Here is a 14754-nt window from a genome sequence, read left to right on the forward strand (position 1 = left end):
GATGACGCGGCCAGCCTGAACCGGGCCTGAACGCATCGTGGAGACGGAACGCCGCCGACCGGGGCCTGGTTCAGGGGAAGGTGACGATGCTCGTCACTTCGCCGGTGGAGGTGCTGGCCCGGATGTATTCGTTGCCGACCTTGTACCAGGCGAAGCCCTTCTTGCGGGCCAGGCGGTTGTCGGTGACCATGTAGCCGCGGAAGTAGGGCGGCAGGATCAGGCCGGGACGGAACGCGCTGCGGCCGGGCTCATACTGCTCGAAATAGCCCATGTTGCTCTGACCACCACCGGGCGGGGCGTAGTAGCTGCTGCCGGCCGGCGGCGGCGGGCGGTGGCCCTGGCGGTGGTCCTGATGGCCGCCGCGATAGCCACCGTTCCGATCATCACGCGGGAAGTCGTCGCGGCGCGCGCCATAGTCGTAGCAGTCGCAAATTTCCTCGCGACTCTGGCGCGAGTAGCTGGAGTTCGAACGCGAGTCCCAGGACTGGGCTTGGGCCGTGGCGGATATCGCCAGACCGCCGGAAATCGCCGCGAGGGCGGTCATGCTCAAACCAAAACGCTTCACGCCGAACTCTCCTGGTCGAATTGTCCCCGAACTCAGCCAGGGGATGTGTTCCACAGGGCTACGCAATCTAAGCGCGGCTGTAAGCCCACTTCTCGCGGCGGGCGATGGAGGCTCGCGCTCGGCGTTAGCCCTGGTTCGAAATGCGCCCATTATGGGTATACATCTGCGCCGCAGACTTCCCCTCGAGCAACGCCTGCGAATGCTGCGTTGAACTGCGGCCGAACAACGCAGTCTTTCAGTTTAACCATATGTTTAGTCGCTATCGACTTCTCTGGTTTCGTGAAGATCGGAGACACGCTCCCAGAATGGGGGATGGCCGATCAGGAGAGGGAAACTTAGTCATGCTTACGAGCGTGGAACCGGAAGGCGGCCTGCCGTTGCCGACCGCCGACGCCTCTGGGGACGAACTGTTCCGCATGGGCCTGCTGTATTCGACCGGTCAGGGCGGCGCGCCGCTGGACTACGTGTCGGCCCACATGCTGTTCAACCTGGCCGCCATGCGCGGGTCGATGGAAGCCAAGATCTATCGCAAGGAACTGAGCCAGGAGATGGCCTCAGACCAGGTCGCCGAAGCCCAGCGCCAGGCGCGCGAATGGCTGGCCCACGGCTGATCTGTCCCAACCCCGGCGCCGGCGTTTGCTGGCGTCGCCGCCTGCGGCTATTGCCCTGCGGTCTGTGCGCCGAGCGCGTAGCTGAATCCGAACTGGATCGGCGATAGATCGCGGAAGTACTGCTGGATGAACAGGCCTGCGTTGGCCACGCCGCTGCGTGGCACGTAGACGATGTCGAACCGACGCAAGGGCACGAGGTCCGCGTTCGGATTCCGAAGACCCTTGCCCAGCTTCACCGTCCGCATCATGCCGCGCCCGTCCGCCCCGCGCCGCAGGATTATGACGCCGTCCCGATTGGCGCTGGTCTTGAAGTCGCCAGCCTGGATCACCGCGCGCAGGGCGTCGGCGTCGCCGGCCATATCGAAGATGCCAGGATTGCCCACCTCGCCCCCGACGAAGACCTTCAATGGCGCCGCCTTCGGGGAGACATCCACCGCCGGCCGCAGGAGCAGGCTCGCATAGGCCTGAGACAGTGAACCCTGCACCTCGGGGATCGTGCGATCGGCCGCCATCACCGCCGGGATCAGCGGCAGGGAGATGCGGCCGTCCGGCTGGACCGTCACGGTCTTGTTCAGTTCCGGCGCGGAGGGGAGGGACACCTCGATCTCATCGCCCGGATAGAAGCGGTAGGGCGGCTCATAGTCACTCCAGCTTGCGTAGGGGATATTGCTGAACCCGGCGCCAGCCTCTCGGGCGGCGCGCGCGTCCCTCTGCTCGCGGCTCTCCGGCTCGTCGATCCGGCCCAGCATGTCCATGCGTGGCAGGCGGGGAATGTGAGCGCCGCACGCGCCGAGCGCGACGCTGGCGCAGGCCATCAGAGCGGAGGCGAATTTCAGGCTGGGACGCATGACCGCAAACCTTAACGACAATGGGTAATGGAACGTTAATCGTCCCCCGCCACGGTCCCCTTCGTAGGGCTAGAACAGTCGGAATCGCATGGCCGCGCCAGGGGCTTGGACAATCAGATCGCACGACTCGTCCGTCCGGACCGACTGGGCCGGCCGGCCGCGCTATGCCGCCTCCGACTTCGCCACGCTGCTCTGGCGCGAGCGCTACCTGATGGTGGCCGTATTTTCGATCATCTTTGTCCTTGGGGCCGCCGCCGCCTTGATGATGAAGACCAGCTATCCGGCCAACGCCAGCGTGCTGGTCCGGCTGGGGCAGGAGTATGTCTATGAGCCGCTTTCGGGCGACGCCGGCCGAGGCGCGGTGCCGGAAGCCGACGCCCTGATCCAGTCGGAGACGGAAATCCTTGGATCAGCCGCCCTCAAGCAGCGGCTCATCGACAGACTGGGCATGGCGCGGATCTATCCCGAGCTCGCCGCCAAGTACGCCGGCGCCACCGCGTCCGAAAAGAAGTTGATCATGGGCCAGGCCCTGCGCGCCCTGGACACCAACACCAAGATCGAAACCGCGCCGGACACGCCAATCATCCGGGTGAGTTTCACCAACGAGAATCCCGACACCGCCGCCTTGGTGCTCAACACCCTCCTGGAAGAATACCTGATCTATCGGCGATCTGTGCTCATCGACCCGACGTCGCCCGCCTTGGGCCGGCAGCGGGAGGCCTTCCAGGAACGGCTGATCCAGGCTGACGCCGCCTATGAGGCTTTCCTGAACAACAACCGCATCGGCGATTTCATGGCCGAGAAAGTCTCCCTCGGTCAGCTTCAGCAGCAGATCGAGCAGCAGAAGTATCAGACAGACGCCCAGCTCCAGGACCGGATGGGGCGCCTGGCGATGCTCGGATCCCAGTTGGGCCAAGTGTCGCAGGAGGTGGGGCTCTATCGCGACGTCTCCAGCGCGGTGGGCGACAAGCTGGTGACCCTGAAGCTGCAGCGTGAAGACCTGCTGTCGCGCTACAAGAACGACGCGCGGCCGGTGCAGGAACTCGACGCCCAGATCGCCCAGCTGGAGGCCGGTATCGCGGCAGGGCGTACCCAGGCCGACGGCGCCAAACGCTTCGGCATCAACCCTGTCTACCAGACCATCCAGACTGAGAAGATCCAGCTGACCGCCGAGGTGGCCGCTCTGAGACAGTCCCAGGCCGCACTGGCGGGGCAGGTCGTCCAACTCACCGAGCGCCGGCTGCGCCTGGCCGAACTGGAGCCCAGGTTCCAGGCCCTGTCCCTCGACCGCGACGTACTGCAAGCCAATGTCCGCGACTTCACCGTCAAGGAAGAGCAGAGCCGAGCGGCCAACGAAATCGCCTCGACCACCAACGACAATATCCGCATCGTCAGCCGCGCCGTGGCCCCCACCAAGGGCAAGAGCCTGAAGAAGCCGGTGATTGTGCTGGCCTTCCTGTTCGCCGCCTTCACCGCGCTGTGCGCGGGCCTGCTGCGAATGTTCCTGCGCCCCGGCCTGCCGACGGCGCAGTCGGCGTCGCGAACCCTGGATCTGCCGGTGCTGGCCACGGCGCAAATGAAGGTCAGCTAGGATCAGGCGGAACCGGCGCCGTCCGCTCGCCTTGAACTTGCGGTAGTTTGAAAGCCTCACGCGTGTATCGATTCGAGGGATGGTGGACCTGAACGCCGAGATGGCCGACCTCTGGGCGTCACTGGGCGCGCCGGCCGCAGGCCGCGCGCGGGTGATCCAGGTCGTGGCCGCACGCCGGGGGGAGGGCACGTCCACGGTGGCGCGGGAGCTTGCCTGGTTCGCGGCCAAGCGCGCAGGGCGCTCCGTCTGGCTGGTGGACCTCGATCTGTTGGCCTCGCCGCAGTACCTTGCGGTGCGCGATGAGGCTGACCGTTACGGCGTACTCGGCGAGCCGGCCGCCGCCAGCCCCGACGGTTCGATCTTCTTCACGGTTCAGCCGTCGTCCAGTGGTCCTGACGGCCAGCCCTGGCCCGACGCCCGATATCTGTCAGCCCATCGCGTGGGCGCGGTCCGCTGGTGGGTGACACGCTTTCGCCGTGAGGGCCTGAAGGGCCGGCAGGGGGTCCATATCCTGCCCACGGGCGACTATTGGACCGCTCTGCGTCGCTACGCCGACGTGATCATTGTCGATTGTCCGTCGCCGGAGAGGTCGCAGGCGGCGCTGACCGTCGCGCCCTTCATGGACCAGACGGTGCTGGTGGTGGCCGCCGACGAGGCCGATGTCCGCGCGCCGGCCCAGCTGCGGGACGCCATCGTCGCCGCGGGGGGCACGGTGGCGGGCATCTTCTTCAATCGCGTCACGGTGAGTCAGCCCGGCTTCCTCAAGGCCATCCTGCCGTGACCCAGGCCATCTGGCACAACGCGGTGGGCAGCGGTCGGCCCCAGGTGGACCTGTGGCGACTGGCGATCTTCGCCACCAGCGTCTTCATCATGCTGATTTTCAGCGAGGGCTGGGTTTTCCCCCTGCGGGGCGACGCCGGTCTCACAACCTTCGACAGCTTGATCCGGGTGGCCTATCTGCCGGCCTACGGGGCGGCGTTGTTGCTGCTGGCCCTGACGCCTCTCAGCGCCTTCAGCGCGGTGATGCGAACACCCTTCCTGATCGTTCTGATGGCCGTGGTCGGCTTTTCGATCCTGTGGTCAACAGCCCCTGACCTGACGGTGCGTCGGGTTGTGGCCGTCTACGCCACGACCCTGGCCGGGATCGTTATGGCGTCGCGGTTCCGATGGTCGGAGTTGGCGGAGGTGTTCGCCACCGCCTTCGCTATCTTGACGGTGGCGTCTTTCCTGATGTCGATCGCGGTCCCGTCGATCGGCGTGATGCACGAACTCTTCCCCGGCGCCTGGCGCGGACTTTGGGCCGACAAGAATGCGCTTGGGGGCATCATGACCCTGGGCTTCGCGGTCCTGGCGGCGGCGGCCATGCTCAATCCGACCCGGGCCAAGGTCTGGTGGCCCTTCGCGGCCTTGGCCGTGCTCTTGGTGATCATGTCCACCTCCAAGACCTCCCTGGTCTCGGTGATGATGGCGTTGGGCGGGCTGATGTTCGTGGCCCTGGTGCGCCGCGGTCCCGCGCTGGGGGTGGCCACCTCCTGGTTGACCGTGATGGCGGTGGTGATGGTCATGTCGGTGGCCATTTTTGCCTCCGATATCTTCTTCAAGGCCCTGGGCAAGGACGCGACCCTGACCGGACGGACCGAGGTCTGGACGGCCGCCATTCACCAGATCGAGAAGCGGCCCTGGACCGGCTACGGTTATGGCGCAGTCTGGGACGACACCAGCCGCTGGGGGCCGCTGCCGAAGATCGTCAAGGAGGCGGGTTGGAAGCCGCACCATTCCCACAACACCTGGATCGAGCAGTGGCTGGGCCTGGGCGTGTTCGGCCTCGCCGCATGGGGCCTTTGCTTCCTGCAGACCTTCATCCTGGCGGTCGTGGCGGTGTTTCGCGACAAGGGCGCCTATCTCGCCCTGCCGTTCCTCATCGTCTACGGCCTGACCTCTCTGACGGAGAGCGTGGCGGTCCTGTACAACGACTTCCGTTGGGTGATCTTCGTGGCGCTGGCGGTGAAGCTCTGCTGGCCCGACCGCAACGTTAGAACCTAGACCCCGAGGCGCTTGGCGCCCTCGCGCACCGTCACGACATCAAACCCATCCGCCGTGGCCTGATCGATCAGGCGCGCCAGGACTTCGGGCGTGCAGCCCCATGGCGAAGGGTCTGGCCGCACATCGTGGGTGTAGAGGATCAGCCACGCGCTTCTGGCCTTGGCCTCGACCAGCCATTTACGGGCGACGACCTCGCCCTCCGGCCCTTCGATGCCGACGGCCGGGACCTGGTTGAGGTCTGTGCCCTTCTCCACGAGGCCGTGATGCAGGGCGCGCAAGGTGGAAAAGCGCTTGGCCAGGGCCCCCTTCGGCCCGCCGGCCACATCGCCATAGGGATAGGCGAAGCTCACCATCTCGCCGACATCCCAGGCGGCGACCGCCTCGGCGTTCCGCGTCACGTCGGCAAGGGCCGCGGGGCCTGTCGCTCGGCCGCAATCGAGGTGGGAATAGGTGTGGCAGGCGATCTCGTGCCCGGCCTTGGCCAGGCGCCTGTAGTCCACCGGCTCGGCGCAGACGCCCATGGGCGCCTCGGTTCCAGCCAAACCCGCGGAGACATAGTAGGTGCCCGCCAGTCCACGGGTCTCCAGCAGCGCCGCGCCCGCCACAGCGGAGGTCAGGGGGGCGTCATCGAAGGTGAACGAGACCATCGGCCGGCTCGGCGTCGTGGCCAGCGGCCGAGTGTGGACTAGACGCACTAGCCGCCGGCGCAGCTTGCCCTTCAGAGACCGGTCGGCGGAATAGGCTTCGGAATAGCTCGCCATCAGACCGCCTCAGCGTAGAGGGCCGCGCGGTAGAGCCGCAGGGCGAAGGCGCGGGTTTTCAGGGGCGCAGACTCTGTCAGGGCGTAGGCCTTCAGCAATGGTCTCCATAGCGCGCGGAGCGGCGCGCGCTTCAGAACGCGGGCGACCTTGTAGCTGGGATAGCGGCTGATCACCGCGTGATGGCTGGCCACGACCCGAGCGAAATTGCCGGCGGATTGCTCGTACTTGTCGGCCAATGTTCGGGCGGTATCGAGACCGAGGTGGGTGGCGGTGTTCTCCACGTGCAGGATCGGCCAGCGGTGGGCGACCCGCATGCCCCATTCCACGTCCTCCCAGCCCCACCCGGCGAAGCCTTCGTCGAAGGACTCGGCGGCGAAGACATCGGCGCGGACCAGCAGGTTTGAGGTGAAGATCTTCTCGGGCATGAGCGCCCGCTGGGTGGCGGGCAGACAGTCGGACTGGCCGGCCATCGCGCGGTGCAGCGCGTGCTCAGGATTGGGCGGCGCCTGGTCCAGCGAGAAGCCGCCGAAGGCTACCGCCGGGTTCTGCGTCGCGATCAAGGCCAGCCAGTCGGCGATGAAGGTCGGCGTATCGGGCAGCATGTCGCTGTCCAGAAACAGGTAGTGCCCGGCCCGAGCGTGGCTCACGAGCCGATTGCGACCCTTGGACCGGCCTTGGTTCCTCGCCAGCCTCACAAACCGCGCGGGGAAGGGCAGGGCCGCGACGGCGATCTCGACCCTTGCGGCCAACTCGGCGTCGTTGCTGCCGTCGTCCAGGATCACCAGCTCGGCGTCCCCGGTTTCGCGGGCCAGAGCCGCCAGAAGCGGCGTCGGGTCGTCGCCTTTGAAGGGTGTGAGGATGGAAAGAGCCGGACGACCCTGGGTCCACAGCTTGTTGTCGAACAGGACTTCGGTCATGCGGCGCTCCGGGAGCGGAAGGTGCGAAAGGCCTCGCGGCCTCGGCTACGCAAGGCCCCAGCATCCACCAGGGCGATCACCACGCCATAGACCACGGCGCCAACCACGGCTTTGAGCGCCAGCTCGAGCAGGCCGCCGAAGGCAGGGATGCTGCTGACCACCAGGGCCATCAGGGCGCTCGCCCCGACCGCCTGGATCAGGGTCAGCCAGGGGATCGGCAGGTCCACGCTACGCCGGCCGAGGAGCACCGAAGCCGCCAGGCCCAGAGCGTAGCTGGCCGGGGTGGCCCAGAGGGCGCCGTCGAGGCCGAAGCGGGGGATCAGGATCAGGTTCAGCGCCACATTGGCCGCCGCTGGGACAGCCATCGCCACCAGCAGGAAGGAGGTCTTGCGGCCCAAGGTGAAGGCCTGATGGAAATAGTAGGTGGTCAGGCCCGCGAGCAGGCCGGAGAGCGCGATCCATGGGGTCACGTGCGCCGCGCCAGCGCTGAGATTATCGCCGATCATCAATTGCGCCAGGGGTGCGGCCACAAGCGCCAGTCCCGCTGCGGCGGGCACGGTCAACAACAGCATCAGTTGCGCCTGCTCCCTGGCGGCGTCGGTCAGCGCGCTGCGGCCACCTCGCTCGAGCGCCATGATCAGAGCCGGGCCGCCGGCGGCGCCCAGCCAGATGAACACCACGTCCAGACTGCGGTTCGCGAGGCTGTAGCCTGCGTGATAGATGCCCACCGCACTTTCATCGAGGAATGCCGCCAGCAGGAAGCGGTCCGTGCTGGACAGCACCAGGGCGAGGATCAGCGAGAGGGCGACGGGCACACCATAGGCGGCGTGGCTGCGCAGGCGCTGACGCTCCACCCGGCCGCCCCGCTGATGTCTGCTTTCGCTCGCGAGAATGAAGGGCAGGCAAGCCAGGGCCGCCAGGCCCATGCCGGCCACCGGTGCGGCGCCGCCAAGACCCGCCACGGCCAGGGTCATCCCGATCAGGAATCCGCCCAGGGTCTGGCCCATGTCCAGCAGGGCTGCGCTCTTCACTTCGCCCGCGGCGCGGCGGCGCTCCTGGGCGATCTTGACGAAGGTGCGCGGCGCCACGGTGGCGAGGCCCGCCAGCACCGCCAGTTGCAGGCTGGGCGTCATCGGCAGGGCGAGTGTGACCAAGGCCGCCATCGGCAGCACGGCCAGCAGCATGAGCCAGGCGCGGTAAACAGTGGCCGAGTGATCCGCGCCGCCGCCGCGCCCCGACTCACCGGCCCAGAACCGGGCCATCGCGGCCTCGTTCCAGGTGAAGACGGCGGTGTGGACCAGGGCCATGACCGAGATCGCCAGGGCATAGTCACCGAACTGGGCCGGGGTCAGCAGGCGCGTGAAGGCGACGATGGTCAGCAGGCCGACGACGCCCTGCACCACATTGACCGGCAGGTATCCGATCACCCCGCGCCAGAACATCACCACAACCTTTTCGACTGACCGAAGCGCAATCTGCCCGATCAGGCGGTTTCAAACGGTTAAGCCCGTTGGATTCAGCGGATGTTTTCGCGGTCGCCCAGCAGGCAGGGCAGGGTCATGACGATAATATAGAGGTCGAGCAGGAAGGATTGCCGCTCGATGTATTCCACGTCCAGGGCGACGCGGCGCTTCACCAGCTCGGGCGTGTCCACCGGACCCCGCGAACCGTGGATGGCCGCCCAGCCGGTCATGCCGGGCTTCATGCGGTGGCGGTGAGCGTATTCCGCCACCAGACGGGCCGACTCGATGTCACCGGTCATCATGCCCACCGGGTGCGGGCGTGGCCCCACCAGGGACATCTCGCCGGTCAGGACATTGAAGATCTGCGGCAACTCGTCCAGCGAGGTCTTGCGGATGAAGCGGCCCACCCGGGTGACGCGATCATCGTCGGCCTGTGTCTGGCGGACCTTGGACTGCGGCGCGGACTGGACCCGCATGGAGCGGAACTTCCAGACCACGATCTCTTCGTTGTTGAAGCCGTGACGGCGTTGGCGGAACAGGGCCGGGCCGGGGCTGTCGAGCTTGATCGCCCAGGCCACCAGCAGCATGACGGGAGCCGCGACCGCGAGGGCCGCCAGGCCCACCAGCAGGTCCTGGCCGCGCTTGGCGACCGCGCGGCGATCATCCATCGGTGCGCCGGAGATGTGGGCCAGGGGCACGTCAGCGATGCGGCTGATGGCGGCAGCTTCGTGGGCGGCGTCTTCGCCGTCCAACAACAGGCTGACCTCGTTGGGTAGGACGCCCAGGCGTTCGATCATCTGGCCCACGCGGGCGCGGGCTTGGGAGGGCACCGTGATCACGATGCGATCCACATAGGGCATGATGCGGTGGGCCAGCAGAGCGTTGGTGTCGCCCAGCACCGGCACGCCGCGGATCCCCGCGGGGCTGCGCGCGGCGCGGTCATCGAACACCCCGAGGATATTGGCCTCGCGGCTCAGCAGGGTGGCGACGATCAGGCGCTCGGCGGCGCCCGTGGCGCCCACGACCACGATATTCGGCGTCAGGCGGCCGCTGGCGCGCCACCGCCGCACGCACAGCCACCAGACGATGTGCAGCCCATAGGTCGCCGCAAACGCCGCGGGCGCCCAGGCGGCCATGGCCTGACCTAGCGTCGCCATCGGCGTGAACGACAGCAGCAGGGCGAAGGTCGCCCCGGCGCCAACCGCGAACGCGCCGGTCAGACGCGCCAGGTGATGGGCCAGTTCTTCGCGTCGATTGAAGCCGTACGCTCGGAACAGGGACAGGCTGAGCAGGACGGCGAGCGCCCCGCCGCAAGTCACCGCCAGGCCCACAGCCCCGACCGCGCCGATCCTGTGGGCGATCGCGCCGGCGACCAACAGCAGGACAATGTCGCCCGCCTGGAACATGCGAGCCACCACGCGGCCCTGCAGTCGAGCGCGGGTGGGGATCAGGGATTTCGGCCGGAACGGCCCCCGGCGGTCCTCGGACGCCCCCCGTTCGGCGGGCGGCAGGTCGGCATGACGCTCAGCGACGCGGGCGTCCGTCGCGTGCGTTTGCGACTCAGGACCGGTCTCCGAGCTTTCCTTGCGTTGGAACTGGACGACGGAAGACATGGGAAGGGGAGCCGCACACGTACAAAGAGGAGACTGCAGTGTGCCGGAGCGGTCTGATCGTCGGGTTAACGGCCGAGCCGTTCCGCGAATGGACGGCATTTGCCGCAGGCGGCGGGAAACCGCTCGACCTCGATTGCCAGCCGCATTCGAAACGGCTATCCGTCCCGGCCTTGATGGTGACGTGGCCGAGTGGCTTAAGGCAACGGTTTGCTAAATCGTCATACGTGAAAGCGTATCCAGGGTTCGAATCCCTGCGTCACCGCCAAGGTTCTCCCCCTACTTCTTCACACACAGCCACCGCGCCCGGTGGAAGTTGGAGACGTTGTCGACCCAGCCGGTGACCTTCGGGCTCACGAGGTTGCGGTTCACGACGTAGTAGATCGGGGCGATGGCCTCGTCGGCGAGCATCATCTGTTCGGCCCGCTTCAGGATGTCAGCGCGTTTGGCGCCATCGGGCTCACGGTCGGCAGCGTTGAGCAGGGCGTCATAGGCGGGGTTCTTGTAGTCCCCGTAGTTCTGGCCGCCCGTGTCGGACTTCATCAGGCTGAGGAAGGTCACGGGGTCGTTGAAGTCGGCGTACCAGCTCATGGCGCCGATCCCGAAGTCGCGGTTTCGGTAGGCCGCGAAGGCGACCTGGCTCTCGTTCTGGACAATCCTGGCGTCGACGCCGATGGCGGCCCAGTCGGCCTGGACGGCGCTGGCCAGCAGGATGGTGTCGGGGCTGTTGGAGACCTTCAGCTCGAAGGTCAGCTTGCGGGTCGCGCCGTAGCCCGCGTCGTTCAACAAGCGCCGGGCCTCGGCCTGGCGCTCGGCGAGGGGCTTGCCGGCCCAGGAGGTCGCCGCCCCCTTCGCATAGTTGGCTGTGCCCGGCGGGACGAAGGCGTAGGCCGGAATTTGGCCCGCGCGAAGCAGCTTCTCGGTGATGAATTCGCGGTCGATGGCCTCTGACAACGCGCGCCGCACCCGGATATCGCGGAAGGCCGCGATCTCGCTCGTGTTGAAGGACAGGTAGGCCGTGGCCAGGGAGTTCTTGGCCCTTACGAAGTCCGGCATCCGTGCCTTCAGCCTCACGAAGCGGTTGGATTGGAACGAGGTGTTCACGTCCAGCTCGCCGCGCTGGATGCGCCGCTCGGCCATCACCGAATCCGGAGTCGGGAAGTAGTGGATGCGGTCCACGCAGACGTTCTTGGTGTCGTAGAAATAGGGGTTCTTCACCACCTCAATGTGATCCCCCAGCTTCCAGCTCACCAGCTTGTAGGGCCCGTTGCTGACATAGCGGCCGGGCTTCACCCAGGCGTCGCCCCACGTCTCCACGGCATGCTTGGGCACCGGGAAGAAGCTCTGATGCTTCAGCAGTTCCGGCAGGTATGGGGCTGGGTGCTCCAGAGTCAGTTCCAACGTGTGGGGGTCGATAGCGCGTGCGCCCACGGCGGTCAGGGGGGACTTGCCCTCGTTCACCGCCTGGCCATTCTTCAGCAGATAGATGAGGTAGGCATAGATCGAGGCGGTCTTGGGATCGAGGATGCGGCGATAGGCGAAGACGAAGTCGTCGGCGGTCACCGGAACCCCATCAGACCACTTGGCGTCGCGAAGGTGGAAGGTCCAGATGAGGCCGTCGGCGCTGGTCTCCCACGAGGTCGCCATGGCCGGGATCGGCGCGCCCTCCGGCGAATCGGTGGTCAGGCCGAAGATCAGGTCGGCGATGATGGTGAACTCGTCCACCAGGTTGGAGGTCTGAGGATCAAGAGATCCCGCCTCGCCGCTGCTGCCATAGGCCAGGCACACCTCACCCGTGGGGCAGGGCGGTCGGCTGACCTTCGCCTGGCAGCCGCACAGCAGCAGCCCCGAGAGACCCAGGCCGGCGAGCAGGGTGGGGCGAAGACTCTTGGAGACCATGGCCTAGTCGTCCCACCGCCCGCGCGCCCTGTCGAGACCTGGGCGCGCGGAGTTGAAAAACCGCGTGCATCGCCGCCTGCGCGCGCTATGTCGGACCCCTCGCGCCGCCAGAGCGTACGGAGGGGATGATGAGCTATTCCGAAAAGCAGTTCCGGTTTGACGGCGCGGACGGCGTCTCCATCGCCGGCTTCCGCTGGGCCGATGAGGCGGTCGCCCCGCGCGCCGTCCTGCAGATCGCCCACGGCATGGGCGAACATGCCCGGCGCTATCCCGAGCCGCTGATCCCAATCATGTCCGACGGCTTCGTCCTCTATGCCGATGACCATCGCGGCCACGGCTATACCGCGCCCTCCAAGGACGCCCTCGGCGACTTCGGCGAGAACGGCGCCGAGTTGGTGGTGGAGGACATCGCCCGGCTGACCGACCTGGCGCGGGCGGAAAACCCCGGCCTGCCGCTGGTCCTGCTGGGCCACAGCCTGGGCTCATTCTTCTCCCAGGCCTACGCCTTCGACCACGCCGCCAAACTGGACGGCATGGTGTTGTCGGGCACCGCGGCCTTCGGCGACCGCACCGGCCCGGCCAAGCAGCTCGACGAGATGAACGCCGACGGCCCTAAGCCCCGCACCCCCTACGACTGGCTGTCGCGCGATGACGCCGAGGTGGACAAATACATCGCCGATCCGCTGTGCGGCTTCTCCCGCCAGCCCAGCGCCGCCGACAGCTTCGGCCGGGTCGGCGCTCGACTTCGGGACCCCGTCGAGATCGCCAAGATCCCCAAGGACCTGCCACTCTACATTTTCGTCGGCGACAGAGATCCCATCAACCGCGACCTGGAACTGCTGCATCCCCTGGTGAACCGCTATCGCGACGCCGGCCTCACGCGGATGGAGGTGAAGGTCTACAAGGGCGGTCGGCACGAGATGCTGAATGAGACCAACCGCGCCGAGGTGGTGGCCGACCTGCTCGCCTGGTTGCGCAAGACGGTGGGCTGACCGGACTCCATACTCACGATTAGGCTGCGGCGACCGTTGCGCCGGGCCTGTGTTATTTGATCGACGATCATTTTCGCGACGTGGACGAGAGCCGCGCGCGCAGGGGAAACATCATGACCGCCTTCCGTGCTCTGGCATTGAGCTCCGCCCTGGCCCTGACCTTGTCCGCCGGGCTGGCAGACGCCCAGGTTCCCCCGGCGCCTGCCGCGGCCATTGCGCCTGCCAATCTCACCGAAGAATTCGCCGCGATGCGCGACGGGGTGAAGCTGGCGGCAAATGTGTACAAGCCGACGGGGCCGGGCCCCTGGCCGGTGGTGGTGTCGCGCACCCCCTATCTGAAGGACGGCCGTCCAGACCGGCCAGACTCCAAGCTCCAGCTCGACGCGAACGCCAAGCGCTACACCGACGCCGGCTACGTCTTCGTGCTTCAGGACACCCGTGGAAAGGGCCGCTCCGAGGGCTTCTATGCCGCCTTCCAGAATGACATCGAGGACGGCTACGACACTGTCGAATGGCTCGCCAAGCGGCCCTGGAGCAGTGGCGTCATCGGCATCACCGGGGGCTCGGCCCTGGGCATCACCGCCAACGCTGCGGCCATGGCCGCTCCGCCCCATCTGAAGGCTGCCTATGTCGTGGTGGCGCCATATGACCAGTTGCAGAACAGCTACATGGGCGGAGTGGTCAAGGAGAAGGACACCCTGGGTTGGCTGAAGGGCCAGGGTGTTTCCGATGAGGTGCTGGACGCCAGCCGCGCCAACGTGCTCGACACCGTGTTCTGGAACCGCGCGGCTATGAGCACCAACCGCAAGTACATAAGGATTCCCATCTATAATGTCGGGGGTTGGTACGATATCTTCAACCACGGCAACGTCTCAAACTTCGAGGTTCTTCAGAACCAAGGTTCGAAGGGCGCGCGGGGTAATCAGAAGCTGCTGATGGGTCCCTTCGGCCACGGGCCACTTTCGGGCGACCTCGCCTATCCGGGCATGGATCGCGGAACTATCGCCGGCGACCAGGAGATCCGCTGGTTCGACTATTGGCTGAAGGGCGAGGACAACGGGATCATGGACGAGCCGCCGGTGCGGTTCATGATGATGGCCGGCGCGAGGACTGGGGCCTTTTCGCCCAAGAACCGCATGCTGACCTCCGCCAACTGGCCGCCGGCCAATCGCGAGGTGCGCTACTATCTGACGGCGGACAAGGCCCTGACCACCAAGGCTCCGGCCGCGACCAACGCCAAGCTCAGCTACAGGTTCGATCCGGCCAATCCGGTGGCCACCTTCGGCGGCGCCAACCTGACCTTCGACCGGGGGCCGCAGGATCAGCGCCAGGTCACGGCGCGGCAGGACTATCTGCGCTTCCAGACCCCGGTCCTGGACAAGGACCTCGCCATCGCCGGACCGGTGAAGGTGGAGCTCTACGGGGCCACCGACGGCCTCGACACCGACTTCATG

The 14754-nt window shown here is 66.8% G+C and carries 13 protein-coding genes and 1 tRNA gene; 7 read left to right on the forward strand and 7 right to left on the reverse strand.

The genetic code is table 11. The annotated features are described in order from the left end of the window. Window positions 1–70: 70 nt before the first annotated feature. Window positions 71–565, reverse strand: a complete 495-nt coding sequence (locus tag AAC997_RS13945; protein WP_340646304.1) for a hypothetical protein — start codon at window positions 563–565, stop codon at window positions 71–73. Between the two features lie 341 nt (window positions 566–906). Between AAC997_RS13945 and AAC997_RS13950 the strand changes: the two genes are divergently transcribed. Then, window positions 907–1176 carry a sel1 repeat family protein gene (locus AAC997_RS13950; RefSeq protein WP_293493044.1) on the forward strand — a complete coding sequence of 90 codons (270 nt, stop codon included), beginning with the start codon at window positions 907–909 and terminating at the stop codon, window positions 1174–1176. A gap of 47 nt (window positions 1177–1223) precedes the next feature. Here AAC997_RS13950 and AAC997_RS13955 read toward each other — a convergent pair whose 3' ends face one another. Beyond that, on the reverse strand, window positions 1224–2024 hold the full coding sequence (locus tag AAC997_RS13955) for a polysaccharide biosynthesis/export family protein (protein WP_340646305.1): 801 nt from the start codon (window positions 2022–2024) through the stop codon (window positions 1224–1226). An 88-nt stretch (window positions 2025–2112) separates the two neighbouring features. Between AAC997_RS13955 and AAC997_RS13960 the strand changes: the two genes are divergently transcribed. From AAC997_RS13960 to AAC997_RS13970, 3 genes are all read left to right on the forward strand, one after another. Beyond that, window positions 2113–3615 (forward strand): lipopolysaccharide biosynthesis protein, encoded by a 1503-nt coding sequence (locus AAC997_RS13960; protein ID WP_340646306.1) that lies wholly within the window; start codon window positions 2113–2115, stop codon window positions 3613–3615. A gap of 79 nt (window positions 3616–3694) precedes the next feature. Further along, a complete protein-coding gene (locus tag AAC997_RS13965) occupies window positions 3695–4396 on the forward strand; it encodes a sugar kinase (protein ID WP_340646307.1) in 702 nt (233 codons plus the stop codon). Beyond that, on the forward strand, window positions 4393–5658 hold the full coding sequence (locus tag AAC997_RS13970) for an O-antigen ligase (RefSeq protein ID WP_340646308.1): 1266 nt from the start codon (window positions 4393–4395) through the stop codon (window positions 5656–5658). Before AAC997_RS13965 ends, AAC997_RS13970 begins: the two co-directional genes overlap by 4 nt. Here AAC997_RS13970 and AAC997_RS13975 read toward each other — a convergent pair. The 4 genes from AAC997_RS13975 to AAC997_RS13990 all read right to left on the reverse strand — a co-directional run bounded on the left by AAC997_RS13975 (window position 5655) and on the right by AAC997_RS13990 (window position 10412). Then, window positions 5655–6419 (reverse strand): polysaccharide deacetylase family protein, encoded by a 765-nt coding sequence (locus AAC997_RS13975; RefSeq protein WP_340646309.1) that lies wholly within the window; start codon window positions 6417–6419, stop codon window positions 5655–5657. The two genes, AAC997_RS13970 and AAC997_RS13975, sit on opposite strands and share 4 nt — an antisense overlap. Next, on the reverse strand, window positions 6419–7336 hold the full coding sequence (locus tag AAC997_RS13980) for a glycosyltransferase family A protein (protein WP_340646310.1): 918 nt from the start codon (window positions 7334–7336) through the stop codon (window positions 6419–6421). Before AAC997_RS13980 ends, AAC997_RS13975 begins: the two co-directional genes overlap by 1 nt. Continuing rightward, window positions 7333–8778: a lipopolysaccharide biosynthesis protein gene (locus AAC997_RS13985; RefSeq protein ID WP_340646317.1), complete on the reverse strand. Its 1446-nt coding sequence runs from the start codon at window positions 8776–8778 to the stop codon at window positions 7333–7335. Before AAC997_RS13985 ends, AAC997_RS13980 begins: the two co-directional genes overlap by 4 nt. Window positions 8779–8852: 74 nt before the next feature. Further along, a complete protein-coding gene (locus tag AAC997_RS13990; RefSeq protein WP_340646311.1) occupies window positions 8853–10412 on the reverse strand; it encodes an exopolysaccharide biosynthesis polyprenyl glycosylphosphotransferase in 1560 nt (519 codons plus the stop codon). Window positions 10413–10587: 175 nt separating this feature from the next. Between AAC997_RS13990 and AAC997_RS13995 the strand changes: the two genes are divergently transcribed. Next, a tRNA-Ser gene (locus AAC997_RS13995) sits at window positions 10588–10677 on the forward strand. Window positions 10678–10688: 11 nt separating this feature from the next. On the opposite strand, the gene AAC997_RS14000 is transcribed toward AAC997_RS13995, so the two are convergent. Beyond that, complete coding sequence (locus AAC997_RS14000) at window positions 10689–12308, reverse strand: peptide ABC transporter substrate-binding protein (protein WP_340646312.1); 1620 nt, start codon at window positions 12306–12308, stop codon at window positions 10689–10691. A gap of 128 nt (window positions 12309–12436) precedes the next feature. Between AAC997_RS14000 and AAC997_RS14005 the strand changes: the two genes are divergently transcribed. Together AAC997_RS14005 and AAC997_RS14010 are read left to right on the forward strand one after the other, a co-directional pair. After that, complete coding sequence (locus tag AAC997_RS14005; protein WP_340646313.1) at window positions 12437–13300, forward strand: alpha/beta hydrolase; 864 nt, start codon at window positions 12437–12439, stop codon at window positions 13298–13300. 113 nt (window positions 13301–13413) lie between these two features. Further along, window positions 13414–14754 (forward strand): CocE/NonD family hydrolase (locus AAC997_RS14010; RefSeq protein WP_340646314.1); only part of this gene is annotated, 1341 nt, incomplete at its 3' end.

It is taken from the genome of Phenylobacterium sp., from assembly GCF_037968635.1.
Classification (GTDB): Bacteria; Pseudomonadota; Alphaproteobacteria; order Caulobacterales; family Caulobacteraceae; genus Phenylobacterium.